Source organism: Streptomyces sp. NBC_00435, assembly GCF_036014235.1.
Taxonomy (GTDB): Bacteria; Actinomycetota; Actinomycetes; order Streptomycetales; family Streptomycetaceae; genus Streptomyces.
The window spans coordinates 57,715-77,284 of the sequence record NZ_CP107924.1; the positions used below are offsets into that span (position 1 = coordinate 57,715).

Consider the following 19,570-nt stretch of genomic DNA (forward strand, 5'->3'; position numbering starts at 1 on the left):
CCAGGGCCTCCAGCTGGAAGTCCGGCTATACGTCCCCGTAGTTGGGGTTCACCCAGGTGTCGAGTGCCGCACCGAACTCTCCGTCGCCGGTGAGGCGGTAGGTCAGGTCCATCTCCCGGCACTGGAGCCTTCGCTGGAACCGATATGAAGGACGCCAGCACCTCGGCCGGACCACGGCCGGCACCGGGCGCCCCGCTTCATGAACGTCACCGGTGCCTGTCGGTGACGGGTGCCCCGAGCGGAGTTGCCCCCGCCCGCCCCTTTTCGCACCGTCTCTCCTGTGCGTTCGATAGGAACGGTTTTCTGGAAGCCCACCGCAGGAGCTGACGAGAGCGTGGCCGACGGCCCGGTCGTTCCGCCCCCTGCTGGATGGGCCCGGTCACGATCGTCACGGGGCTGCCTTTCGCGCCACTCTGGCGGTTCCCGGCCGTTCCTCCGGGAGTCGTTGATCCTAGACGATCCATACTGCGACGCTCTGACCTGGGCGGCAGGGAGCCGACCCGGTAGGGAGACAGGCGCATGTCCGACGACCAAGTAGTCCCCGAGACGTCCGACGACACAGCTACGGACGGCATCCAGCAGATCCCGGCCCAGATCCAGGTACTGGAATCACCCACCGTCGCCGTGGCCCGTGAACGGCTGATCGAGGCCATCGGCAGGGAAGCCGGATTCCTCGCCGACCATCGAGCCGGACAGGCATCCGAAGGACTCGAAGCCCTCGCCCGCGCCTTCACTCTGGTGACCACCGGGACCGCCAGCGCGGTGACCATAACTCCGGTGAGCATCGGGAAGAGGGACGCCGGGAAGCAGGGCTACGACGCATACGAGGAAAGCACGCCCGCGGCCCGCTACTACTCATACGAACTGCCCGTCGATGGAATCACGCTGCAGTAATCGGACGCTTCGGATTGCACCGCCCTGACACGAGCCATCAGCGCCCGTGACGGGGCGCTGTCAGTGCGAGCAGCCGCTGTGTGCATCGCCAGGTGGCCGGCCTGCCTTTTCAGCGGGCGGGGCGTAGGACCGGGTTGAGGGCCAGGCGGTTGTCGGTGGGGTGGTGGCCTTCGGGACTGAAGGGCGGGATCGTTCCGGGCAGGCAGTCGGCGATCAGGAGGCAGTCCTGGTGGCGGTCTTCGGCGGTGGCCGCCACCAGGGGTTCGCCGTCTGGTCCCCAGATGCCGGAGTTTCCCTGGTACTGCCAGGCGCCGGCAGGGACCTGTTCCCAGCCGCGGCGGTTGGCGTAGGCGACGAACAGACGCCAGATGGAGGCCATGGCGGGGATGATGTGGCGGGTGGCGTCCTGGTACGGGACGCGGCTCATGGTGCCGTCGGCCAGGCGGAAGTGGCCGTCGGCGGCGGTGGGGCCCAGCACGATCTGTGCGCCGTGTTCGGCGAGGTACTGGTAGAGCGGCGGGAACTCGCACTCGTAGCAGTTCAGTACGCCTACCGTGATGCCGTTGATCGTGACGAGGGGCGGCAGTTCCTGGCCGAAGGAGTAGTTGCGTCGCTCGGCCGCTCCGTAGAGGTGGGTCTTGCGGTAGTTGGCGGCCACCTGCCCGTCGGCGGTGATCACGCTGATGGAGTCGTAGAAGTCGCTGCCGTCGCGTTCGGGGTAGGGCAGGACCACGGCCAGCCTATTCTCCTTGGCGGCCAGGCGGGCCCGGTCGATCGAGGGCCCCTCGCGGTGCTCTGCCAGCTCCCGGCACTGGCCGGGGTCGATGGCGTAGCCGGTGGTGTACTTCTCCGGAAACACCACCACCTGGCAGTCGTAGGCCGCAGCCAGAGCGGTGACCTCGGCCAGCCGGTCCATGTTCTGCCGCACCGCCTCCCGGCTCCCGACCGGCCCCTGGCCCTGATAGAGCGCCACTCGCAGGCCCTCCCCGACAGCGGGCGCATCGCGGAGTGCGGAGCGGAACACGATACGAATGGGCTGCGTCATCTGCGACTGCTCTTTCCATGACCGGCGATCCCCACGACCGCCACAAGGGAAGAAACGAATCACTACCGCGCCGGACACCAAGATCACTTGAATGGCGGGTGTCGACTCACCGGCAGCGACGGAGAGCCGGGCTGGGCCGCACGAACCGACCTCCCGCCCACGCGCAGCGTGGCCGCCTGTCCGTGAGCGGTGTGCTGGCAGGCTGGAGGTGGAACTCGCCCGGGTCCTACTTCGCGCGTCGGCCCGGGCGGGCCGCCACCACGCGCGGTGGCGCAGGTCAGCGGTAGGGGATCCACCGTCCGAAGCGGGCCAGCAGAGAACGCGTCTGATCCACGTTCAGTCCGAGGGCCGCAGCCACCTGTTCCGGTCCCTGGGAGCGGGCCTGGTTCGCGGGCCAGCACCCGGTCCGTTGGGCGATGATCTCCAACTGGCGGGCTGCCTTCACCGCGGCGACCGGCGCGTCGCCGGCCAGGGACTCGATCGCGGCACTGACGGCCTCCAGCAGGGTTGAGCTTGTTCCGCTTTGACGGACACCTTTGGTGTGGTGGTCAGGCGGCGAGGGCGGCCTCGTACTCGGCAGGACTGCGGTAGCCGAGGCTGCTGTGGAGCCGGTGCAAGTTGTACCAGCTCTCTATCCACTCGAAAATCGCGGTGCGTGCGGCAGCCCGGCTCGGCCAGGGGCCGGTGTCGCCCAGCTCGTTCTTGAGGGTCGAGAAGAACGATTCCGCGAGCGCGTTGTCCCAGCATTGCCCAGTGCGTCCGACCGACAGACGAATGCCGAACTCTGCGGCCAACAAGGCGAGTTCACGGCTGGTGTATTGACAGCCGCGGTCGGAGTGGAAGATCACCGGACCGGCCGGCCGCCGGGTCCGGCAGGCGGTCCGCAGTGCGTCGGCGACGAGCTCGGTTCGCAGGTGGTCGGCCGTTGCCCAGCCGACGACGCGGCGTGAGGCGATGTCGATCACGGTGGCCAGATAGAGCCAGCCCTCGTTCGTGGCGATAAAGGTGATGTCTCCGCACCAGCGGGTGTCGAGAGCCGAGAAATCGGGCTGGAAGTTGCGAAGCACCAGGTCAGGTCGGGTGGAGGCGTGTGGGTCGGGGATGGTGGTGCGGTGTCGGCGTCGTCGGTGCCTGCCGGTCAGGCCGGCCTGGCGCATCAGCCGTGCGACCCGGCGGCGTCCGCAGTCGGCGCCCTCGCGCTTGAGGACGGCGTGAACACGCGGGGCACCGTAGGTGCTGCGGGACTGCTGGTGAACAGCGGTGATCTGACTGGTCAGCTCGGCGTCCCGCACCGCCTGGGGGCCAGGGGTGCCAGTGCGGCGGGCGTAGTAGGCGGTCCGGGAGACCTTGAGGAGTTCACACGTCCGTTTGACGTTGTGACCTGCGGTTTTCTCCGCCTCGATGAACGGGTGCACCGTCACCGGGTCTCCGTCGCGAAGAAAGCCGTCGCACGCTTGAGGATGTCGACGTCCTCGCGCAACCTACGGTTCTCCCGCCGTAGTGCGGCCAGTTCCTCGCGTTCGCTGCTGGTCAGGCCGTCCCGCTCGCCGGCGTCGACCTCGGCCTGCCTCACCCAGCTCCGCACTGCCGTCTCGGTCAGCTCGAAATCCCTGGCGACCTGACCGACCGACCGGTCACCCCGCCGGCACAGCTCGACGATCTCGGCCTTGAACTCCGCCGTGAACGAGCGGCGAGGACGCGGCTTCTTCTTCCCCATGCTCTCCATGATGAACATCATCCTTCCGGGGCCAAAGCCCCTGATCTCCGATGTCCGTCAAAGCGGATCAAACCCACCCTGGAGAACCCGACCCCGCGTCGGGCCCTCACTATGTCCACCGGCCGACACGGCCTCAACAACCTCGCTCAGCCGCCCAGCAGCCCCAACCGAAACGGCGAGGCTAGTGCCGTGACCGGAAAGGTCCACCGGGTCGCGGCGCCCGGCACAGCACCTCGCCGTGTTGTCGGACCACCCGAGTACGTCCGGTACGAGCGGCGGCCCTCCGCCTTGCGATACACCGCACCGGATACCGAGACCCGGCAGACCTGCCCGGCCACGGCACTAGCGGTCGTATCGCGGACGAGGCGGCGGGCTCGATTACCTTCCGTCTGGCGTCCTTCACCGCACGTCAGACTGAGAATGGAAGATGCTGCTTGTCGCAAAGCGCGCGCGCTGGTTAAGGTTTGCGGCTCCACGGGTGTTTACGCCATCAGGCGCCTGCCGATCGCAGTCAAATCCTCATTCGATATTCGGCCTGTTCGGTTGGAAATTCAAAGAACTCGATCGAATTCCAGTCCCGTGAAACCTTCAGTCTCATTCCGATGTTCCAGGAGGAGTGGTCGATGACGAGGAAGACGGTACTGTCCCGCCGCATGGTGATTGCGGCCGCGACGCTGGCCATGGCCATGGCAGCGGTGACGGTCATGGAAGCAGACCCCTTCGCGAGTTTCACGGTGCGGGCCTCGGCGGTCACGCCCGCCGATGCCGCGAAGCCGTACGGCCCCACCGTCAAAGCGGACAGATCGGACCTCGACGTCCGAGCGCTCGGCAGCGCCGAAGCCGCCCGCAAGGATGAGCGCCGTGGCTACCGGCACTCCAGCCTCCAGCCCGCCGGCCGGTTCGTGACCGCGGGACAGAAGATCACCGTCACGGTTCCCGCCGCCGTCACCGGCCTCAAGGCGAGCGTCGGCGTCGAGGGCATCTACCAGAGCCTGAACGGCGGCAAGGCGAAGACCCCGGTGACGCTGGCGCTCCAGCCGGGGGCCAACGTCATCACCGCGCCCCTGGACGGCCTGGTCAACCTCGTCGACGAAACCCCGGCCGGCAGCCGGACCACGCACGTCACCGTCACCGGCGGCCAGGCGGTCCCCACGTTCGTGCACAAGACCACGAGCCCCGCCGCGTTCGACACCCAGGTGCAGACCTCGAAGGCCCCCTTCGCCGTAGTCATCGGCGACCGATTCATCGCGGAGCTGCAGCGTCCTTCGCTTGCGAAGTACCTCGTGAAGGGGACATAGGGAACCGGGCCGCGTCGATCGACCGTGTGGTCGACGTCGCGGACCGCACCTGGGGTCTCTCGCGCGACGGGACCGGCGCTACGAAGCGGGCCGGACACCGGGTGCGCATCGCGAGTCCGGACACCGGCTCGGGATACGCCAGCGCCGCGCCGGGCCGGGTCACGTTCCAGACCAAGAGCGGTGCGGCGGCAGACCTGTTCAGGAGCCCGGTCACGGACCAGTGGGGCCTGTGGCACGAGATCGGCCACACCTACCAGCCGGGCTTCGTGAAGTGGGCCGGCCTCGGCGAGGTCACCGTGAACATCACCTCGCTCGCGGTGCAGAAGGAACTCGGCCAGCGCAGTCGCCTCGACGGCACGGGCATGGTGAACGGGGCGAAGAAGTTCCTCGCGCAGCCCGACGCCGAGCGCCAGTTCGGCAAGGCCGACGTCTGGGTGCGTCTGCGCATGTTCGACCAGCTCACGCGTGCTTTCGGAGACGACTTCTACGCCAGCCTGGCACAGAAGGACCGGGTCGAGGCGCAGATGGGCCTGACCCGGTCGTTGGGAACCGACGCCGCGATGCAGCGCTTCGCCACACTGGCGGCCCAGACCGCGCAACGTGACCTCCGCCCGTTCTTCGCCGCCTGGGGCTTCCCCCTCACAGCCGACACCGGCAAGGTCATGGCAGCGCTTCCGGCCCTGCGCAACCGCATCTGGGAGAACCTCGACAGTACCAAGCCCGTGGTCGAGCGGAAGGTCACCTACAGCCCTCCGGTGGTCTCCGTGAAGATGGCCGGGGCGGCGACCCTCGAACAGCGCAGCCCGGCAACACCCTGAAGCCGGTGGTGTCCGCCACGGGAGGCACCAAGGGCGTGGCGAGCGTGACAGCCACCCGCATCGGCACGGGGACGGGACAGTTCACCCAGAGATTCGTCGCACCGGACGGGACACCGAACGTGATCTTCGCCCCGGTCGACGTCGTGCACGGCACGGACATCGCCATCAGGGGACTGGACAACGTCGATCTGGTGGTCTTCGCCCTTGACGCGGTGTCAGGGCGCATCCACGCGGTTCTGAATTCCACGAACCAGTCCCACGTGTACTTCAAGAACGAGGAGTACGCCGCGGTCCGCTACACCAACGCCGCCGGCACCGTGCTCGCGGACGAGAAGATGACCGGCACCGGCCGGGGCGACGCACTCGTGAAAGCCCTCGACGGGATCCCGTTCCAAAACGGGGGCGTGCTGGAGCTCCGTCACCGCGAACCCTCCCGGATGTTCCGCTGGGACGCGGGCAAGGCAGCACCCGCGAACACCGCCACCACCCAGAGGTACCGGGTACAGGGCGGCCGCCTGATCCCGACCGGCTGACGACGCGCCGTACCCGTCGCCGAAGCGACGGGTACGGCCCGGCGCACGGTGAGCGGCGGTCGCGGGGCGGCGGCGAAGGAACGCAGCCACGCCGGCTTCCTTGTGGAGGAGGCGCCCCGCACTCGAGGCGATGTTCCGCTGTGAACGGCAGCACGGGATCCTCGCTGAAAGTCCCGGGTTAGTAAGTGCGTTTCAGGGCTGTCTTGTTTGAGGTTTTTTGCCCCATACAGACCCCCTCACCTACGTGACCTCCTCGACGCGGCCGCCCGTTTGCTCCGCTCCTCATACATGAAGTCCGTCTCGTTCGAAGATGAGGCGGGAACGCCGAGCAGCAACGGAACGGCACCCTCCGCCGCAGCCATGCTCACGCTACGGCGTGAACCAGCGCAATCCCTACCCCAGCGACCTGTCCGACGCCCGATGGGCCTTGATCGGGCCGACGTTAACGGCCTGGCGGAAGGCCCGGCTCGACCGCAGGCCTACCGGCCAGCCACCCAAGGTCGATTTACGTGACGCGTTCAACGCGATTCTCTACGTCAACCTCACGGGAATCCCCTGGAAATACCTTCCGCACGACTTCCCGGGCCACGGCACGGTCTATTTCTACTACGCGGCCTGGCGCGACGAGGAATCTTCGCCCAGCTCAACTACGACCTCACCGGCCTGGCTCGCGCCAAGGAAGGCCGCACCCCCGAGCCAACCGCCTCGGTCATGGACACCCAGAGCGTGAAGACCTCCACCAACGTGCACCTGACCAGCCAGGGAACCGATGCCGCCAAAAAGATCGTCGGGCGGAAACGCGGCATCCTCACCGACACGATCGGTCTCATCCTCCGCTGTAACCGTCGCCGGCGCCGGCCTCTCCGAGAACGCCATGGGAATACGCCTGCTCGACCAGGCCAAGGAGATGTACCCGACCATCTCCAAGAGCTGGGTCGACACCGGCTTCAAGAACGCTGTCGTCGAACATGGCGCCCAGCTCGGATCGACGTCGAAGTAGTCAACAGAAACCCCGGAGTCCGCGGATTTCACGTCGTGAAAAGACGCTGGGTAGTAGATCGGAGCATCGGCTGGATCATGATGCACCGGCGTCTCGCCCGCGACTACGAGACCCTCACCACCAGCTCCGAAGCCATGATCCACATCGCCTCCATCGACAACCTCGCCAAGCGCATAACGGGGGCGGGGGGCGGGGCGCGCGCGGGGGGCGCGGCCGGCGAGCAATGATCGAGACCTGTGGATCGGCCTGGTGGAGGGGCCTACCTTCCCGGTGGATCGATAGGGATCGAGCATGGCCGGCGTTGCTGCGCTGGTCGGGAGGGCACACCCGTGCTGACGGTAGTTACTGAGGACGGTCCGACGCGAGATGGGGTCTCGCTGCTGGACGAGATCGTGCGCGAGGGTGCGCGGCGGATGCTGGCCGCCGCGCTGGAGGCTGAGGTCGACGCCTACCTCGCAGAGCTGCAAGATCTCCGTGACGAGGCGGGCAAGCGCCTGGTGGTCCGCAACGGCCACGCGAAGCCGCGGCAGGTGATGACCAGCTCCGGCGCGGCCGAGGTTGCCACTCCGCGGGTGAACGACAAGCGCACTGACCCGCAGACCGGTGAACGGAAGAGATTCAGGTCGGCGATCCTGCCGCCGTGGTGCCGCCGCTCTCCGCGCATCGCGGAGGTACTGCCTCTCCTCTACCTGCACGGGATGTCTTCGGGGGACTTCGTACCCGCCCTGGAGGGCTTTCTCGGCTCGGCCGCCGGCCAGTCCCCGGCGACGATCACCCGGCTGACCGCCCAGTGGCAGGACGACCAGAAGGCCTTCGCGGAACGGGACTTGTCAGCCGTCGACTTCGTCTACCTGTGGGCCGACGGCGTTCATTTCAACGTCCGTCTGGGCGAGGACCGGCTGTGCATCCTCGTGGTCATCGGGGTCCGCGCGGACGGCACCAAGGAACTGGTCGCCCTCGCGGACGGCTACCGCGAATCGACGGAGTCATGGGCCGACCTGCTGCGGGACTGGCGCCGACGCGGCATGCGTGCGCCCGTCCTGGCCGTGGGTGACGGGGCACTCGGCTTCTGGAGTGCCCTGCGCGAGGTCTTCCCTCAGACGCGCGCTGCTGGGTACACAAGACCGCGAACGTCCTGGCGGCCCTCCCGAAGTCCGCCCAGCCCGGGGCGAAGAAGGCCCTCGCGGCCATCTACAACGCCGAGGACCGAGGACACGCCGAGCACGCCACCGCGTTCGCCGACACCTACGGGGCAAAGTTCCCGAAGGCCGTGAAGAAGATCACCGGTGACATCGAGGTCCTGCTCGCCTTCTACGACTATCCGGCCGAGCACTGGATCCACCTGCGCACGACGAACCCCATAGAGTCGACCTTCGCCACCGTGCGGCTTCGCACGAGGTGACCAAGGGCCCGGCAGCCGGGCGGCCGGGCTGGCGATGGCTTTCAAGCTCATCGAGTCCGCGCAGAACCGCTGGCGCACGGTCAACGCACCCCACCTGGTCGCCCTCGTGCGCGCCGGCGCCCACTTTGAGCGCGGTGTCCTGAAGGAGCGTCACGAGGAGATAGCAGCATGAATGCCCTGAACGAGGCCCTGGAAGCACTGACCTCCAAAGTCCTCGGGAACGCGACGTTCGCGCCGCCGAGCTCGGAGACCTCCTACGAGGCTCTGCCCTGAGCCAGGCAGTCGCCGAGCTGATCGTGTCGCGGCTGGCCACCCTCACCATCAGCGAACCGGACTACGCGGTTCGCGAGTCGGCGCTCAACTCGATCTGCGAGGCGTTCAACCACCACAAGCTGCCCCTGCGACTGCTTGAACCGTTGATCCCCGGCCTTTCCACCTTGGAACCCGAGCTCCTCAAATCCAGCCTCTACATCCTCGGCGCGACCCAGGACCGGACCGCCGCAGAGACGATCACCCCGTTCCTCAACCATCACGACCCGGAAGTCCGAGAGGAGGCCGCCCGCGCGCTCAGCGAGATCGCCAAAGGCACCGAAGACAACGCCATCCACAACTCTTGACGATTGCTCACCTCTTGGGTGACCCGTTCCCCGAGGTTGGCGCTCGGGTCGTACACCTGGGTTCTGCGGAAGTCGATGTCCGTGTGGAGTGGGTGGACGACAGCCAAGCTCTCCAGATTCATGACCACGCCGCGTCCGCACTCGGCGTGCGGACACAGCGCTTCACGCTGACTGCCCATGTTCAGGTACATCCGAAGCCGTCTTCTCGTAAATGCCGAATCAGGGCGACATGCGCTCGACTCTCATTAGTTTGCAGCATTCAACTGGCAGTAGCGGTGTCGCTCGGCCATTTTTCGGGTGGACCATTGCGAGGCGGGTCGGGTCGGCGTCACTCTGGAGCGCAGGATGCACTCAGCGTAGGCACATCAAAATTGAGAGGAAATGATCATGCGGATGCGCCACACGCCAGTTCGCTTAGCTGTCACATTGGGTTTCGCTGTCGGTGCAACCATGGTGGCCGCGGGCCCCTCAAGTGCTGAGCCCGGACCGACGTCAGCCCTCACGGCCACCCATACGAACTGTGTCTTAACCGTCGAAAACGGGAAACAGGCATGCTTCACGACCGCCGAACAGTCGAAGGAGTACGCCGCCTCCGCCGGGGTCTTGGTCGCAACTCTGTACGACTGGGTGAACTACAATTCGCAGGGCGCCCACCTCGCCATCTTTGCCCCCCGTGGCTGCACCACATCGACCACCGACAAGGATTACCGCTACGCGGACATGCCTTCCGGCTGGAACGACAAAGTCAGCTCGGTCAGTACCCCGGAGAACGGAACCCACTGCGACGTCTGGTTTTCCTCCGACCGCAACTTTGAAGGTGAGTGCGGCAACCGGTGGATTGACAAGCACTGGGACCTGAGTCAGATCGGCTGCTTTAACCGGGCGAGTTCGTTCGAACTCAGCTGACAGCGGCGGAAACGCGACTGCCGGTGCGGAGGTCTTCCTTGGGCTCTCCCTTGCCAGGGCTAATTCATAGTCGTGTTGATCATGCTGCGGTGCAGGTCAGGCGAGTCCGAGGAGGTCGAGCGGGCGGGTGAAGGGTATGTAGGAGACCTCTCGGAGCCCGGCGGCGATGTTGCGGTGGCCGGCATCCCGCAGGGTGTTGATCGCAAGGTTGCGCAGGGTGGCCATGTTCTCGGGCCCGTGTCCGGTGCGGATCTTGGAGGCGTCCTCGGCGAATGTGGTGTCTCTGATGTGGTGGAGGGCCTCGATGCCCCACTGAGCTCTGGTGATACGGCCGATGAGCTGGGGTGATGCCTCGCGTGCGGTCATGTTGGTGATGGCGTGGATGGTCTGGCGGGTGACACGGCCGGTCTTCAGGTCGGTGCGGTGCCGCAGGATCTTCACCGCTTGGACGACGTGGGGGAAGTCCAGGCCGAGGCCGGTGACGGTGAGCATGCGTATCGAGCGGGTCTCGCGGCGGCCGTGCCCGCGCTCGCGGTCGTAGCGGCGGGCGGTCACCTCTTTCCAGGGGAGGGCTCTGAGCGCAGCGTGGAGTTTCGGCTGGTTGCCCTTGACCACTCGTCCTGGCGGGTCAGCTCGTTGGTGACCGAGTCGACCAGGAAGGGCATGTCGTCGGTGACCACCTCGAGGACCGTGTGGCCGCAGGACCGCTCGTTCTTCTCGACGGGTGTGCATCCGACGATCCTCACTCGCCGGAGAGCGCCGGATGCGAGCCCGTTGGTGCACTCAGGGTTCGTTCAGCTTCCGATGCGGCAGCTGAGGTGCCTGAAGCCCTTGGAACTACTGGGGTTGAAGAGGTTTCGGGGGCTGATCCATACGTCGGCGCTGGTGCACTGCTCCACACCGACCACCCGCATGTGGTTGTTGTTGATTCCTTTTCTGACGGTGATCTCGGGTGTTCTTCCGGCTCCGCCGTCGTGGGTTGCGGTCCATTGCCGGACCGCGCGCGCAGGCGAGGATGCTTCCGGGGACAAGCCGTCGGCTGTCGGCTCCTCGCGCCCTGGACAGGGCCCGCTGCGCGGGGACAAGCGACTTTTCTCTGACGGGGCACGGGCTTCGGTTGGTGGCTCTTCGTGGTTGTGGGCCCAGGGTGCAGCTGCCGTGCCCCGTGACCTGGGGCCGGTTCTCGAGCCGGTCACATCGCTGTGGGGGCGCCTGGTGAAGCCTGGTGCGCAGCGCTGGCTGACTGGTCGCGTCCGGGGCGAGCTGGATCGGGTTGCGGATCTGGTTGGCCGTGATCGGGCCGCGCGGGTGCTGGCCGGTCGTCTGGAGCGGCGCCAGGGCAGCGCACCCGACGACTGGTGACGTTGGCAGGCAGGACCCCGGGCGGGGTCTTTCGCTGACCCGAGCTGGCGGCGCTGTACCGCAGGCTCTCGGCGTCGCGCTGGTGTGCGTGTGGGCCCTGGGATGTCGAGCCGCTCCCCTGACGTCGCACGGCCGGACGTGTCCTTCCTGCCGCAGCCCTGAACGGAGGGAGCACCGAACCCGACTGGCATGATCGGACCGTGACCGAAACGAACTGGGAAGGCTGGTACCGGCAGCTCCTGGCCGCCGTGGCGCTGCTGGCCGCTCCCGCGCACGACCAGTTGGCCTGGCTGGAGAAGTATGCCGTCCCGGTGGACGAGATCGCCCTGAACTTCGACGACGCGGCCGTGATGGCACGGCAGCTCGGCGACGAGGGCTGGCTCACCTCCGAGGCGCTGTCCGAGCTCGCGCGGATCGACGCCCTCCTCGGCCACCTGACCGCGGACGAAGGATCCGCGGACTGGACCGCGCTGGGCCTCAGAACTCACGAACTGTGGGCACAGGTCCGTCAGGAAGCCGACCAGTTCCTGCGCGCACAAGGCGAAACGGAACAGGCACTGCCGCTCGCCGAGACAATCCGCTGACTGAATCGCCACCGTAGCCCGGCCTCCCGTCGAACTGGCCGGACGTGGTGATGTCCCGGGGGGGTGTCTCTATGTCTTTCGTCAAGGATGCGGTGCCGGGTGTGGGGCTGTTTGGGATGGTCATGCGGCGAGGGTGATGGTGGGGACTCTGGACTCGTAGAAGGTGCCGTCTCGGAGCATGGCGAACAGGACGCCGATGCGTTGGCGGGCGAGGCGGAGGAGGGCTTGGGTGTGGGTTTTGCCGCGGGCTCGTTGGCGGTCGTAGTAGGTGCGTGATGCCGGGTCGGCGTTCATGCAGGCGAAGGCGGAGAGGAACATGGCCCGTTTGAGCTGCCGGTTTCCGCCTCTGGGTGCGTGTTCGCCGTGGATCGAGGTCCCCGACGACTTCGTGGTCGGGGCGAGGCCGGCGTAGGAGGCGAGGTGGGCGGCGCTGGGAAAGCCGGTTCCGTCGCCGACGGTGACCAGTAGGACGGCGGCGGTCCTGACCCCGACTCCCGGCATCGAGGTCAGGACCGGGTGAAGAGGGTGAGCCTCCAGCAGGCTGCTGATCTGCGCTTCCAGTGCTCGGCGCTGGTCGTGGACCGCGGCGAGGGAGGCGGCCAGGGACGGGATCACGATGTCGAGGGTGCCCGTGCCGGGAACGATGACGGTCTGCTCGTTGAGGGCGTCGAAGATCTCGTCGATCAGCCGCGCGGCCATCCGCGGCGCCTTCGGGCGGATGAGTTCGACGAGCCTGCGGCGGCCGGCTTTCCGCAAAGCGGCCGGGGACCCGTGGCGCTCGAGGAGCCAGGTGACGGCCGGATGGTCCAGCCGGGGTCCGAGCACGCGCTCCAGCGACGGGTGGAACTGGGTGAGCAGGCCGCGTATCCGGTTGCTGGTGCGGGTGGCCTCGGCCGCGAGGTCTTGGTCGAAGCCGGTCAGCACCGTGAGCTCGGCGGTGATCTCGTCGGTCAGCTCCAGCGACCGCAGGACGTGCGGCATCGTCCGGGCGGCGTCCGCGATCACCGCCGCGTCCTTCGCGTCGGTCTTCGCCTCGCCCGGGTAGAGGTCGGCGATCCGCCGCATCGCGAGTCCGGGCAGGTAGGCGACCTCGCAGCCCGCGTCGCGGGCCACGGTCAGCGGCAGAGCGCCGATCGATGCCGGCTGGTCCACGATCACCAGCACCGTGCCGAACTTCGCGATTAGCTTGTCGAAGACGGCCCGCAGTTTCGGTTCGCTGTTGGGCATCGGCTTGTCGAAGACCTTCTTGCCCGCCGGCGTCAGCCCATGGCCATGATGGGCGGACTTTCCGACGTCCATACCCAGGAAGACGCCCACATCACCGGTGTCTAACATTGCACCCCTCCCAGGTGGTTGCTCCTACTGGCCTCGGCAATGGCACCGTGCTCGCGCATCCACGTTATGCAGACCTGCCGCCCACGTCTGTGCCCGGCATTGCGCCGGGTCGGGCGGTGGCCGGGCACACTCCCCCGCCACGCGACCTACCTCCACCAACGCACCGCCGGCCGCATCGGAAGCCTCACCCGACTCATCCGCCAAGCCACCATCACCGCCATCCACGACGGCACCGAACGCATCACCAAAACAACGCTCGAGGCTGTCCGCCTCGACCACCACGCCGAAACCCACCAGCTCAAAACCCGCACCCCGACCCGCCGAACTACCCGCTGACCAGCACAAACAAATCCGTGGGACAGACCCGTGCCCACTCATCGGTCCCTTTCTCAGCCGGAACCCCCAGCAAGATCGGCAGCCGCCCTCGACGCTGTCAGTTCGCCGCCTCCAAGACACGCGGCATCAGGGGCTGCCGTCAGCGGGACCCGAACCACCAGATCAGCGTGGCGATCACAGACGATCCGACGGCGGCACTGGCTCCGCGTACGGCGGCGAACAACGCCGTGCGGCCGAGCCGGCGCATAGTGCGCTTCTTCATTGGATCGTTCCGGTTCACTCCGATACTCCCTTGGAGGTCGTTGCCCGGCTCTGCTTGCCGGGCGCTGACCTGAGGTTCCAGCCCACACGAGGCTGGTGTCCGAAAGGGAGGACGCTCCGGACGAACGGCCTCTAGGCTCGCAGGTCAACGAGGTGTCCGCCGCGGTCGCTGCGGACACGACGGACAGCCACCGGGAGCACGGATGCCGGATCCGGCGCAGGAACTGAACGAGCAGCTGCGTGCCCTCGAAACGCGGGCGAAGCGTGCCCGGAAGGCTGCCGGGCTGCCGTGTTCCAGGCGGGAGGCCGCGCGCGAGACGGTGCGAACGCCGTACGCAGTCGCCGTCACGTTCCAAGCGATCAGTCGCTGGCTTCCTGTTCCATCGGCGCGTGCGACGGTGCCCAGCCCCAGCAGCAGCGAACACTTCATCGCCCTGGTTCGGGTCTGGAGCGCCTGGGCTGGGGAAAAGCCGAACGAGCGGAACTGGCGGAACCTCCTGGAGGAAGCGCAGGTATCAACGGCCAGGAGCAACCAGCAGCTCGTCTCTCTGACGGACAATCGACCATCTACAGATGGTCACGAAGTGACGGCTGATACGAAACGAGAGGAAGCGCTGGGGCTCGCGGAACGGCGTTCCCTCGCACGGAGGCTTACTCGCTTGAGTAGTACGCCAGCGGATCGACGGGACGATGTTCTCGAATGGCTCCTTGCTCAAGAGCAAGCCTTCGTAGAGGTTCCGTTCGGCAGTGTTCGGGTTCTGGTGGCGCCCATGGGTGCAGGCAAGAGCGAGGAAGCCGAGCATTGGTGGGATGCGGGGTTGATACAGGCACAGACGGACGCGAATGTGGCGGTGCCGGTGTGGCTGGAGGCGCGGGACCTGGAGCAGCGTCAGCTAGAAACGGTCCTAAGTGGAAATCTGGAGCAGGAATGCCGGATCGTCATTGATGATCTGGACCGGCTGAGTCCGTGGGATGCCGATAAGGTGCTGGCCCAGGCACGGCGACTGGTTCTGACGTGGCCTCGCCTCAGTGTTCTTGCAACGACTCGGCCGGGGGCGGGCGAGGTGGACGAGCGCGAGCGTATCGAGGTCGCCCCTTGGCCCCGTACGCGCGGTCTGGAGTTGCTCCGCATCATCGTGGGTGAGCGGGTCTTCCATGCAGTCAAAGAGCACGAAACTCGACAGCTTCTTACGAGTCCCCTACTGGTCCACGCCCTGGCAAGCCGTTTGCGTGCCGGCGGTGACGCAAATGTGTCTACGCAGGAGTTGCTCGCTGGTCTGGCGAGCTCCGTTCTTCGGCAGCAGCGGCGGCCCGTCAAGGATGAAGTGTGGGGCGGCCTGGTACGACTGGCCGCCCTAGTCCTAGATTCAGCCGGACAGGTCCGGGCCTCCTCGTTCGGGCGGGACCAGGAAGTCTGGGAGTTGGAGGAGACGGGGCTGGTAGTCCGGGACGACGACCATCTGCGATTCGCTCTGCCCTTGTTCGAGCAGCACTTCGCCGCGCAAGCTCTCCAAGATGGCATCACCCACCTTGAAGACGCAGCAGGCCCTGAGAGCTTCCCCCGCTGGCGCTACGCGGTCGCGTTCGCGATCGACACTGCTGCCGCGGACAAGGCGCTGGAGTTCATGTCGCGTCTCGTACGAGCAAACCCAGCCGCAGCGTCATGGGTACTAGATGAGGTCTCCACATCCGGTAAACGGGCCAGCCGGGTAGGTAGCAGGCAATGGAACTCCGGCGAGGAATCGGCACTGGTAGCAGGTGGGTGGCTCAGGGAAGCCATGCTGGCCTGGATCGATGGTCTCGGCGGCCTCCGATCCCAGTTGACACGTCAACACAGCGGGGCTCTGGAACAATGGGGTGTCCGGCTTGAAGGCAACTTCATGCTGCTTGCCGTGGGTCGTGAAGGCGTGTTGGACGCAGACATCGTGGTACGACCGGACCTTCACCCCAGTGGCAGCTTGCTGTCACAGTTCCACAGCATCGAGGGCTTCGCCCTGCCACAGGATGACCTGTCGAGATGGACCTGGGCACGCAATCGACTGCGTACGGCCCTGTCCCACCGCATCGAGCGGAGGGTACTGCCTGTGCCATCCGACTCCCCGCTCGCGGCCGAGCGGATCTGGTATCTCGCTCGTCGGATTCTCTCCGGCCGCCGACTCCCCCATGGCACTCCCATTCCTGTGCATGACCTCCGGCTGAAGGTGCAGACGATGATGCAGCAGGTTGAGAGCAGCCAGTGGTGTACCTGGCAGGCATCTGGCGACACAATCGACTCCGGCGACATCCGTTGGCTCCACGCCGAACTCCGGCATATCCACGCGGAGACCCTCGCTGCTCCGTACCCACCTGCGGATCAGAGGACGGGGGCTCGATTCGTCTGGGAGGCCTACTCGCCTGAGCTGATCTGGTCCATCACAACCACCGTCCTACAGAATGCGCTCATCGGCTATCAGCAGCTCGTAGAGACGAACTTCCCCCGATTCGGGCACGCGCTGGCCCTCTACAGCATCGTGCCGGTCCGCGCTGATGGTCTCGTGATCACGGCAAGCCCAGACGAGAGCGCCGATGTTCCTCCGATCCTGGAGTACACGCTCCACACCGACAGCACGGCACGTGAGTCCGGCAAGCCAGTGGTGAACCTCAACCTGATTGAAGAACCTGACGTACCACCCAGGCAGTGGACAAACCTGGCCGACGGCAAATCATCAGTATTCCGGGTACCCGAAGTCAGCCAGGAAGCAATCAACATGCACCATGAACGGCAGGCCACGAACCTCGCCTACAGCTGGCTCGCACGCGACCTGCACGCAATCGGCTGGCTGGAGAACCGTTCCCCGTACTTCGGCTAACGGACGGCCAGCATCGCGGAGCCTTACCCGGGCACTGGCAGCGGAAGAACCAACCACGCTCCGCCCGTCGAGCCCAGAAGCCGCAAACCGACCCGCCCCACCACCCAGCCGACCTGCGCAAAACAACCTGAAACCCTAAAAATAGCACTCGGCCCTTTAGACGCAGAAGCCATCTGCAACACCAGCTTGGTTCTCAGCCAACCTGCAACAGTCCCAGACCAAGCCACGACTGGCGTCGCACAAGCCGTTCTCAATCAACCTGCAACACCCCAGCTCACCAACCCTCATGCATCGCGACCGCCCTCCCCCTCAGCGACATCGGTGTGGTTCTTGAGCTGGTCCCACCACCAGGAGATGGCCGGCTCGTCCAGGCGTCCGTGGCCCACGGGAGCATCGGCGAAGCCGCCGTCGGCCATGACACGGTCCGCGCCCTGGTAGCGGTGCGTACTCTCCCGCCAGTAGTAGTCCCAGCTGCCGCGGATGATGTGACCCAGTCCGGTGAGGTACTGGCGCATCGCGGGCGACGCCGCCGTGTACTCCTGGTCCCGCAGGCGCACGAACAGGCCCATCATCCGGTCGTGGATGTCCACGGTCTCATCCAGGGCGGCCTGAAAGTCCAGGCCACGTTGCTCTTGTAGCAGGTGGATCAGGTTACGGGAGGCCGGTTTGCCCTCGGTGGTCTCCTTTCCGTAGGAGACCAGGTCGTTGTCGATGACGGTGAGCGCACTGGCGGCATCACTCAGCGCGCGGAACGCGGGCGTCATCCGCTGGTCCGGGCCTAGGCCGGCCCCGATCGCCAGGAGGGCCTCGGCGGCGGAGTTGCCGACACCGCCGATGCGCTGGCCGAGATAGCTGTTCACGTCGTTCACCTCGCCCGTCTCCTCTGCGAGCATCGCCACCATCCACACCTGCAGAGCATCGGCGAACTGCATGGCAAGCGCGGAAGAGGATCCGGCGTGCAGACGCTGGGCCAGATCGATCCATGGCGCTTCGATCGGATTGTCCGCATCCAGCAGCCGGGCACCGGGAACGGCACAGGTGTACCTGACGCGGCAGATGTAGCTGGGCAAGTACCGCAGCAGCCCCTCGCCGCCGCCGAGACCGCCCAGGGCCAGATCGTCCAGGACGACGGCGAAATTCGCGACGTCACAGTAGATCTGGGTAATCGGCTCCGGCGTGAGCGGCAGAGTCAGGCACGCGGCCTCGCCGATGTTGTTCGCCTCGATCTTCTCCGGCGATCCCAGGCCGTACTTGCTGATCCACTGCCGCGACCGGGCAGAGATACGGTCGACCTCGGGGTGCATGGCCGCGGGCAGCGGCATATAGAGAGGCGGAAGCAGGACCTGCTCAGACATGAAGGTCTCCTCGAAGGCGGGTCAACGGTCCCGGTGGATGATCAAATGCGCCAGGGTGGCCAGCTCCGCCGCCGCAGGTTCGCTCGCACGGGCCGCCGTCAACTGGTCAAGCGCCCGCCCGATGTGCTCTTGAGCCTCACGCTCCGCCCAGGCACGCCCCCCGGCTGCCTCCACCAGCTCTGCCGCACGCGTCAACTGGGCCGCGAACAAACGGCCGGACCCGGTGTACAGCGTGGCCAGCTCCCGGGCCGCCGCTCCGGGCGATGCCAGCGCTGCGGCGACAGGCAAGGACTTCTTGCGCACGGCCAGATCGGCGCCGACCGGCTTGCCAGTTCGCTCGGGATCACCCCAGATCCCCAGAAGGTCCGCGGGCGGCCTTGTCCCAGTCGGCGCGCGAGATGTACTTCAGCGTGGTGCGGATGAGGTGAACGATGCAGAGCTGGACCACGGTGGCGGGGAAGACGGTGTTGACCGCCTCGGGCAGGCCCTTCAGGCCGTCGCAGACGAGCATGAGCACGTCCCTCACGCCGCGGTTCTGCAGCTCGGCGAGGACGTTCTGCCAGTATTTGGCGCCCTCGCCGCCGTCGCCGGCCCACAGTCCGAGGATCTCGCGGTGACCCTCGCAGGTGACCGCGAGGACCACGTAGATGGGGCGGTTCGCCACCGCACCGTCCCGAATTTTCGCGTTCACGCAGTCCACGAACAGGACCGGATAGACGGGATCGAGCGGGCGGGTGCGCCAGTCGGCCATGGCATCCAGGGCCTTGTCCGTGATGGTGGAAACCGTCTCCTTGGAGGTCTCCATGCCGTAGGCCTCGGCGAGATGCGCGACGATCTCCCCAGAGGTCAGGCCCTTCGCGGTCAGCGAGAGGACCATCTCCTCCAGGCCGCCGGTACGGCGCGCGTACTTCGGCAGCACGCTGGAGCTGAAGGTGCCCAGGCGGTCCCGGGGGACCTGCACCGTCACACCGCCGACCTCCGTCATCACCTTCCGGCCCCGGTAGCCGTTGCGGGCGTTGCCTCCAGACCGGGAGCCCCGGCCGCCGGTGCGGCCGGCCTCCTCGGCCAGATGCAGGTCCATCTCCGCCTCAACGGCGGCCTGCATCAGGTGCCGGGTGAGCTCGACCAGCAGGCCGCCCTCGCCCATCAGCCGCAGCCCGCCCTCGCGGACCTTGCCGGCGGCCAGCTCGGCCAGCTCGTCCAACAGAGCCGGGCTCAGCCCGTGCGCGGCCGCCGCTTCCCGGCTCGCCATCGTCGT

Annotated in this window: 17 protein-coding genes and 5 pseudogenes; 12 read left to right on the forward strand and 10 right to left on the reverse strand. The window is 66.8% G+C overall.

The genetic code is table 11. The features are described 5' to 3' along the window. The first annotated feature begins 519 nt into the window (after positions 1 to 519). Positions 520 to 894 carry a hypothetical protein gene (locus OG389_RS00245; RefSeq protein ID WP_328296397.1) on the forward strand — a complete coding sequence of 125 codons (375 nt, stop codon included), beginning with the start codon at positions 520 to 522 and terminating at the stop codon, positions 892 to 894. 109 nt (positions 895 to 1,003) lie between these two features. On the opposite strand, the gene OG389_RS00250 is transcribed toward OG389_RS00245, so the two are convergent. The 3 genes from OG389_RS00250 to OG389_RS00260 all read right to left on the reverse strand — a co-directional run bounded on the left by OG389_RS00250 (position 1,004) and on the right by OG389_RS00260 (position 3,665). Then, positions 1,004 to 1,867: a nitrilase-related carbon-nitrogen hydrolase gene (locus OG389_RS00250; protein WP_328296396.1), complete on the reverse strand. Its 864-nt coding sequence runs from the start codon at positions 1,865 to 1,867 to the stop codon at positions 1,004 to 1,006. A 620-nt stretch (positions 1,868 to 2,487) separates the two neighbouring features. Next, on the reverse strand, positions 2,488 to 3,360 hold the full coding sequence (locus OG389_RS00255) for an IS3 family transposase (protein ID WP_328296395.1): 873 nt from the start codon (positions 3,358 to 3,360) through the stop codon (positions 2,488 to 2,490). Further along, positions 3,357 to 3,665, reverse strand: a complete 309-nt coding sequence (locus OG389_RS00260; protein ID WP_443059179.1) for a transposase — start codon at positions 3,663 to 3,665, stop codon at positions 3,357 to 3,359. Before OG389_RS00260 ends, OG389_RS00255 begins: the two co-directional genes overlap by 4 nt. A gap of 614 nt (positions 3,666 to 4,279) precedes the next feature. Here OG389_RS00260 and OG389_RS00265 point away from each other — a divergent pair. From OG389_RS00265 to OG389_RS00295, 7 genes and pseudogenes are all read left to right on the forward strand, one after another. Then, positions 4,280 to 4,954, forward strand: a complete 675-nt coding sequence (locus OG389_RS00265) for a M60 family peptidase N-terminal accessory domain-containing protein (RefSeq protein WP_328296409.1) — start codon at positions 4,280 to 4,282, stop codon at positions 4,952 to 4,954. Between the two features lie 17 nt (positions 4,955 to 4,971). Next, entirely contained in the window at positions 4,972 to 5,772 is an 801-nt protein-coding gene (locus OG389_RS00270) for a M60 family metallopeptidase (protein WP_328303404.1), read from the forward strand. 5 nt (positions 5,773 to 5,777) lie between these two features. Beyond that, positions 5,778 to 6,305, forward strand: a complete 528-nt coding sequence (locus OG389_RS00275; RefSeq protein WP_328296410.1) for a putative mucin/carbohydrate-binding domain-containing protein — start codon at positions 5,778 to 5,780, stop codon at positions 6,303 to 6,305. A 376-nt stretch (positions 6,306 to 6,681) separates the two neighbouring features. Next, positions 6,682 to 7,532, forward strand: a pseudogene (locus OG389_RS00280) (IS5 family transposase). Positions 7,533 to 7,634: 102 nt separating this feature from the next. Beyond that, positions 7,635 to 8,879: pseudogene (locus OG389_RS00285) on the forward strand (IS256 family transposase). 124 nt (positions 8,880 to 9,003) lie between these two features. Continuing rightward, positions 9,004 to 9,324: a HEAT repeat domain-containing protein gene (locus OG389_RS00290; protein WP_328296411.1), complete on the forward strand. Its 321-nt coding sequence runs from the start codon at positions 9,004 to 9,006 to the stop codon at positions 9,322 to 9,324. 387 nt (positions 9,325 to 9,711) lie between these two features. Beyond that, positions 9,712 to 10,230 carry a hypothetical protein gene (locus tag OG389_RS00295; RefSeq protein WP_328296392.1) on the forward strand — a complete coding sequence of 173 codons (519 nt, stop codon included), beginning with the start codon at positions 9,712 to 9,714 and terminating at the stop codon, positions 10,228 to 10,230. 96 nt (positions 10,231 to 10,326) lie between these two features. Here the strand turns inward: OG389_RS00295 and OG389_RS00300 are convergent, their stop codons facing one another. Together OG389_RS00300 and OG389_RS36645 are read right to left on the reverse strand one after the other, a co-directional pair. Beyond that, positions 10,327 to 10,785, reverse strand: coding sequence for a transposase (locus OG389_RS00300; protein ID WP_328296391.1), 459 nt, complete (start codon positions 10,783 to 10,785; stop codon positions 10,327 to 10,329). Between the two features lie 62 nt (positions 10,786 to 10,847). After that, positions 10,848 to 10,952, reverse strand: a pseudogene (locus OG389_RS36645) (hypothetical protein); the annotation flags it as partial. Between the two features lie 436 nt (positions 10,953 to 11,388). Between OG389_RS36645 and OG389_RS00310 the strand changes: the two are divergent. Further along, positions 11,389 to 11,592 (forward strand): hypothetical protein, encoded by a 204-nt coding sequence (locus OG389_RS00310; RefSeq protein WP_328296389.1) that lies wholly within the window; start codon positions 11,389 to 11,391, stop codon positions 11,590 to 11,592. A gap of 200 nt (positions 11,593 to 11,792) precedes the next feature. Beyond that, positions 11,793 to 12,176 (forward strand): hypothetical protein, encoded by a 384-nt coding sequence (locus OG389_RS00315; protein ID WP_328296388.1) that lies wholly within the window; start codon positions 11,793 to 11,795, stop codon positions 12,174 to 12,176. Between the two features lie 120 nt (positions 12,177 to 12,296). On the opposite strand, the gene OG389_RS00320 is transcribed toward OG389_RS00315, so the two are convergent. Next, complete coding sequence (locus OG389_RS00320; RefSeq protein WP_328296387.1) at positions 12,297 to 13,511, reverse strand: IS110 family transposase; 1,215 nt, start codon at positions 13,509 to 13,511, stop codon at positions 12,297 to 12,299. A gap of 123 nt (positions 13,512 to 13,634) precedes the next feature. On the opposite strand from OG389_RS00320, the pseudogene OG389_RS00325 reads away from it, so the two are divergent. Continuing rightward, a pseudogene (locus OG389_RS00325) lies at positions 13,635 to 13,847 on the forward strand (ATP/GTP-binding protein); the annotation flags it as partial. A gap of 139 nt (positions 13,848 to 13,986) precedes the next feature. On the opposite strand, the gene OG389_RS00330 reads toward OG389_RS00325, so the two are convergent. Continuing rightward, a complete protein-coding gene (locus OG389_RS00330; protein ID WP_328296386.1) occupies positions 13,987 to 14,109 on the reverse strand; it encodes a hypothetical protein in 123 nt (40 codons plus the stop codon). 202 nt (positions 14,110 to 14,311) lie between these two features. Between OG389_RS00330 and OG389_RS00335 the strand changes: the two genes are divergently transcribed. Continuing rightward, positions 14,312 to 16,957, forward strand: a complete 2,646-nt coding sequence (locus OG389_RS00335; RefSeq protein ID WP_328296385.1) for a hypothetical protein — start codon at positions 14,312 to 14,314, stop codon at positions 16,955 to 16,957. Positions 16,958 to 17,241: 284 nt separating this feature from the next. On the opposite strand, the gene OG389_RS00340 is transcribed toward OG389_RS00335, so the two are convergent. The 3 genes and pseudogenes from OG389_RS00340 to OG389_RS00350 form a co-directional block, all read right to left on the reverse strand. Beyond that, entirely contained in the window at positions 17,242 to 18,312 is a 1,071-nt protein-coding gene (locus OG389_RS00340; RefSeq protein WP_328296384.1) for a terpene synthase family protein, read from the reverse strand. 21 nt (positions 18,313 to 18,333) lie between these two features. After that, positions 18,334 to 18,615, reverse strand: coding sequence for a hypothetical protein (locus OG389_RS00345; RefSeq protein ID WP_328296412.1), 282 nt, complete (start codon positions 18,613 to 18,615; stop codon positions 18,334 to 18,336). 64 nt (positions 18,616 to 18,679) lie between these two features. Further along, a pseudogene (locus tag OG389_RS00350) lies at positions 18,680 to 19,564 on the reverse strand (IS256 family transposase); the annotation flags it as partial. Between the last annotated feature and the right edge of the window lie 6 nt (positions 19,565 to 19,570).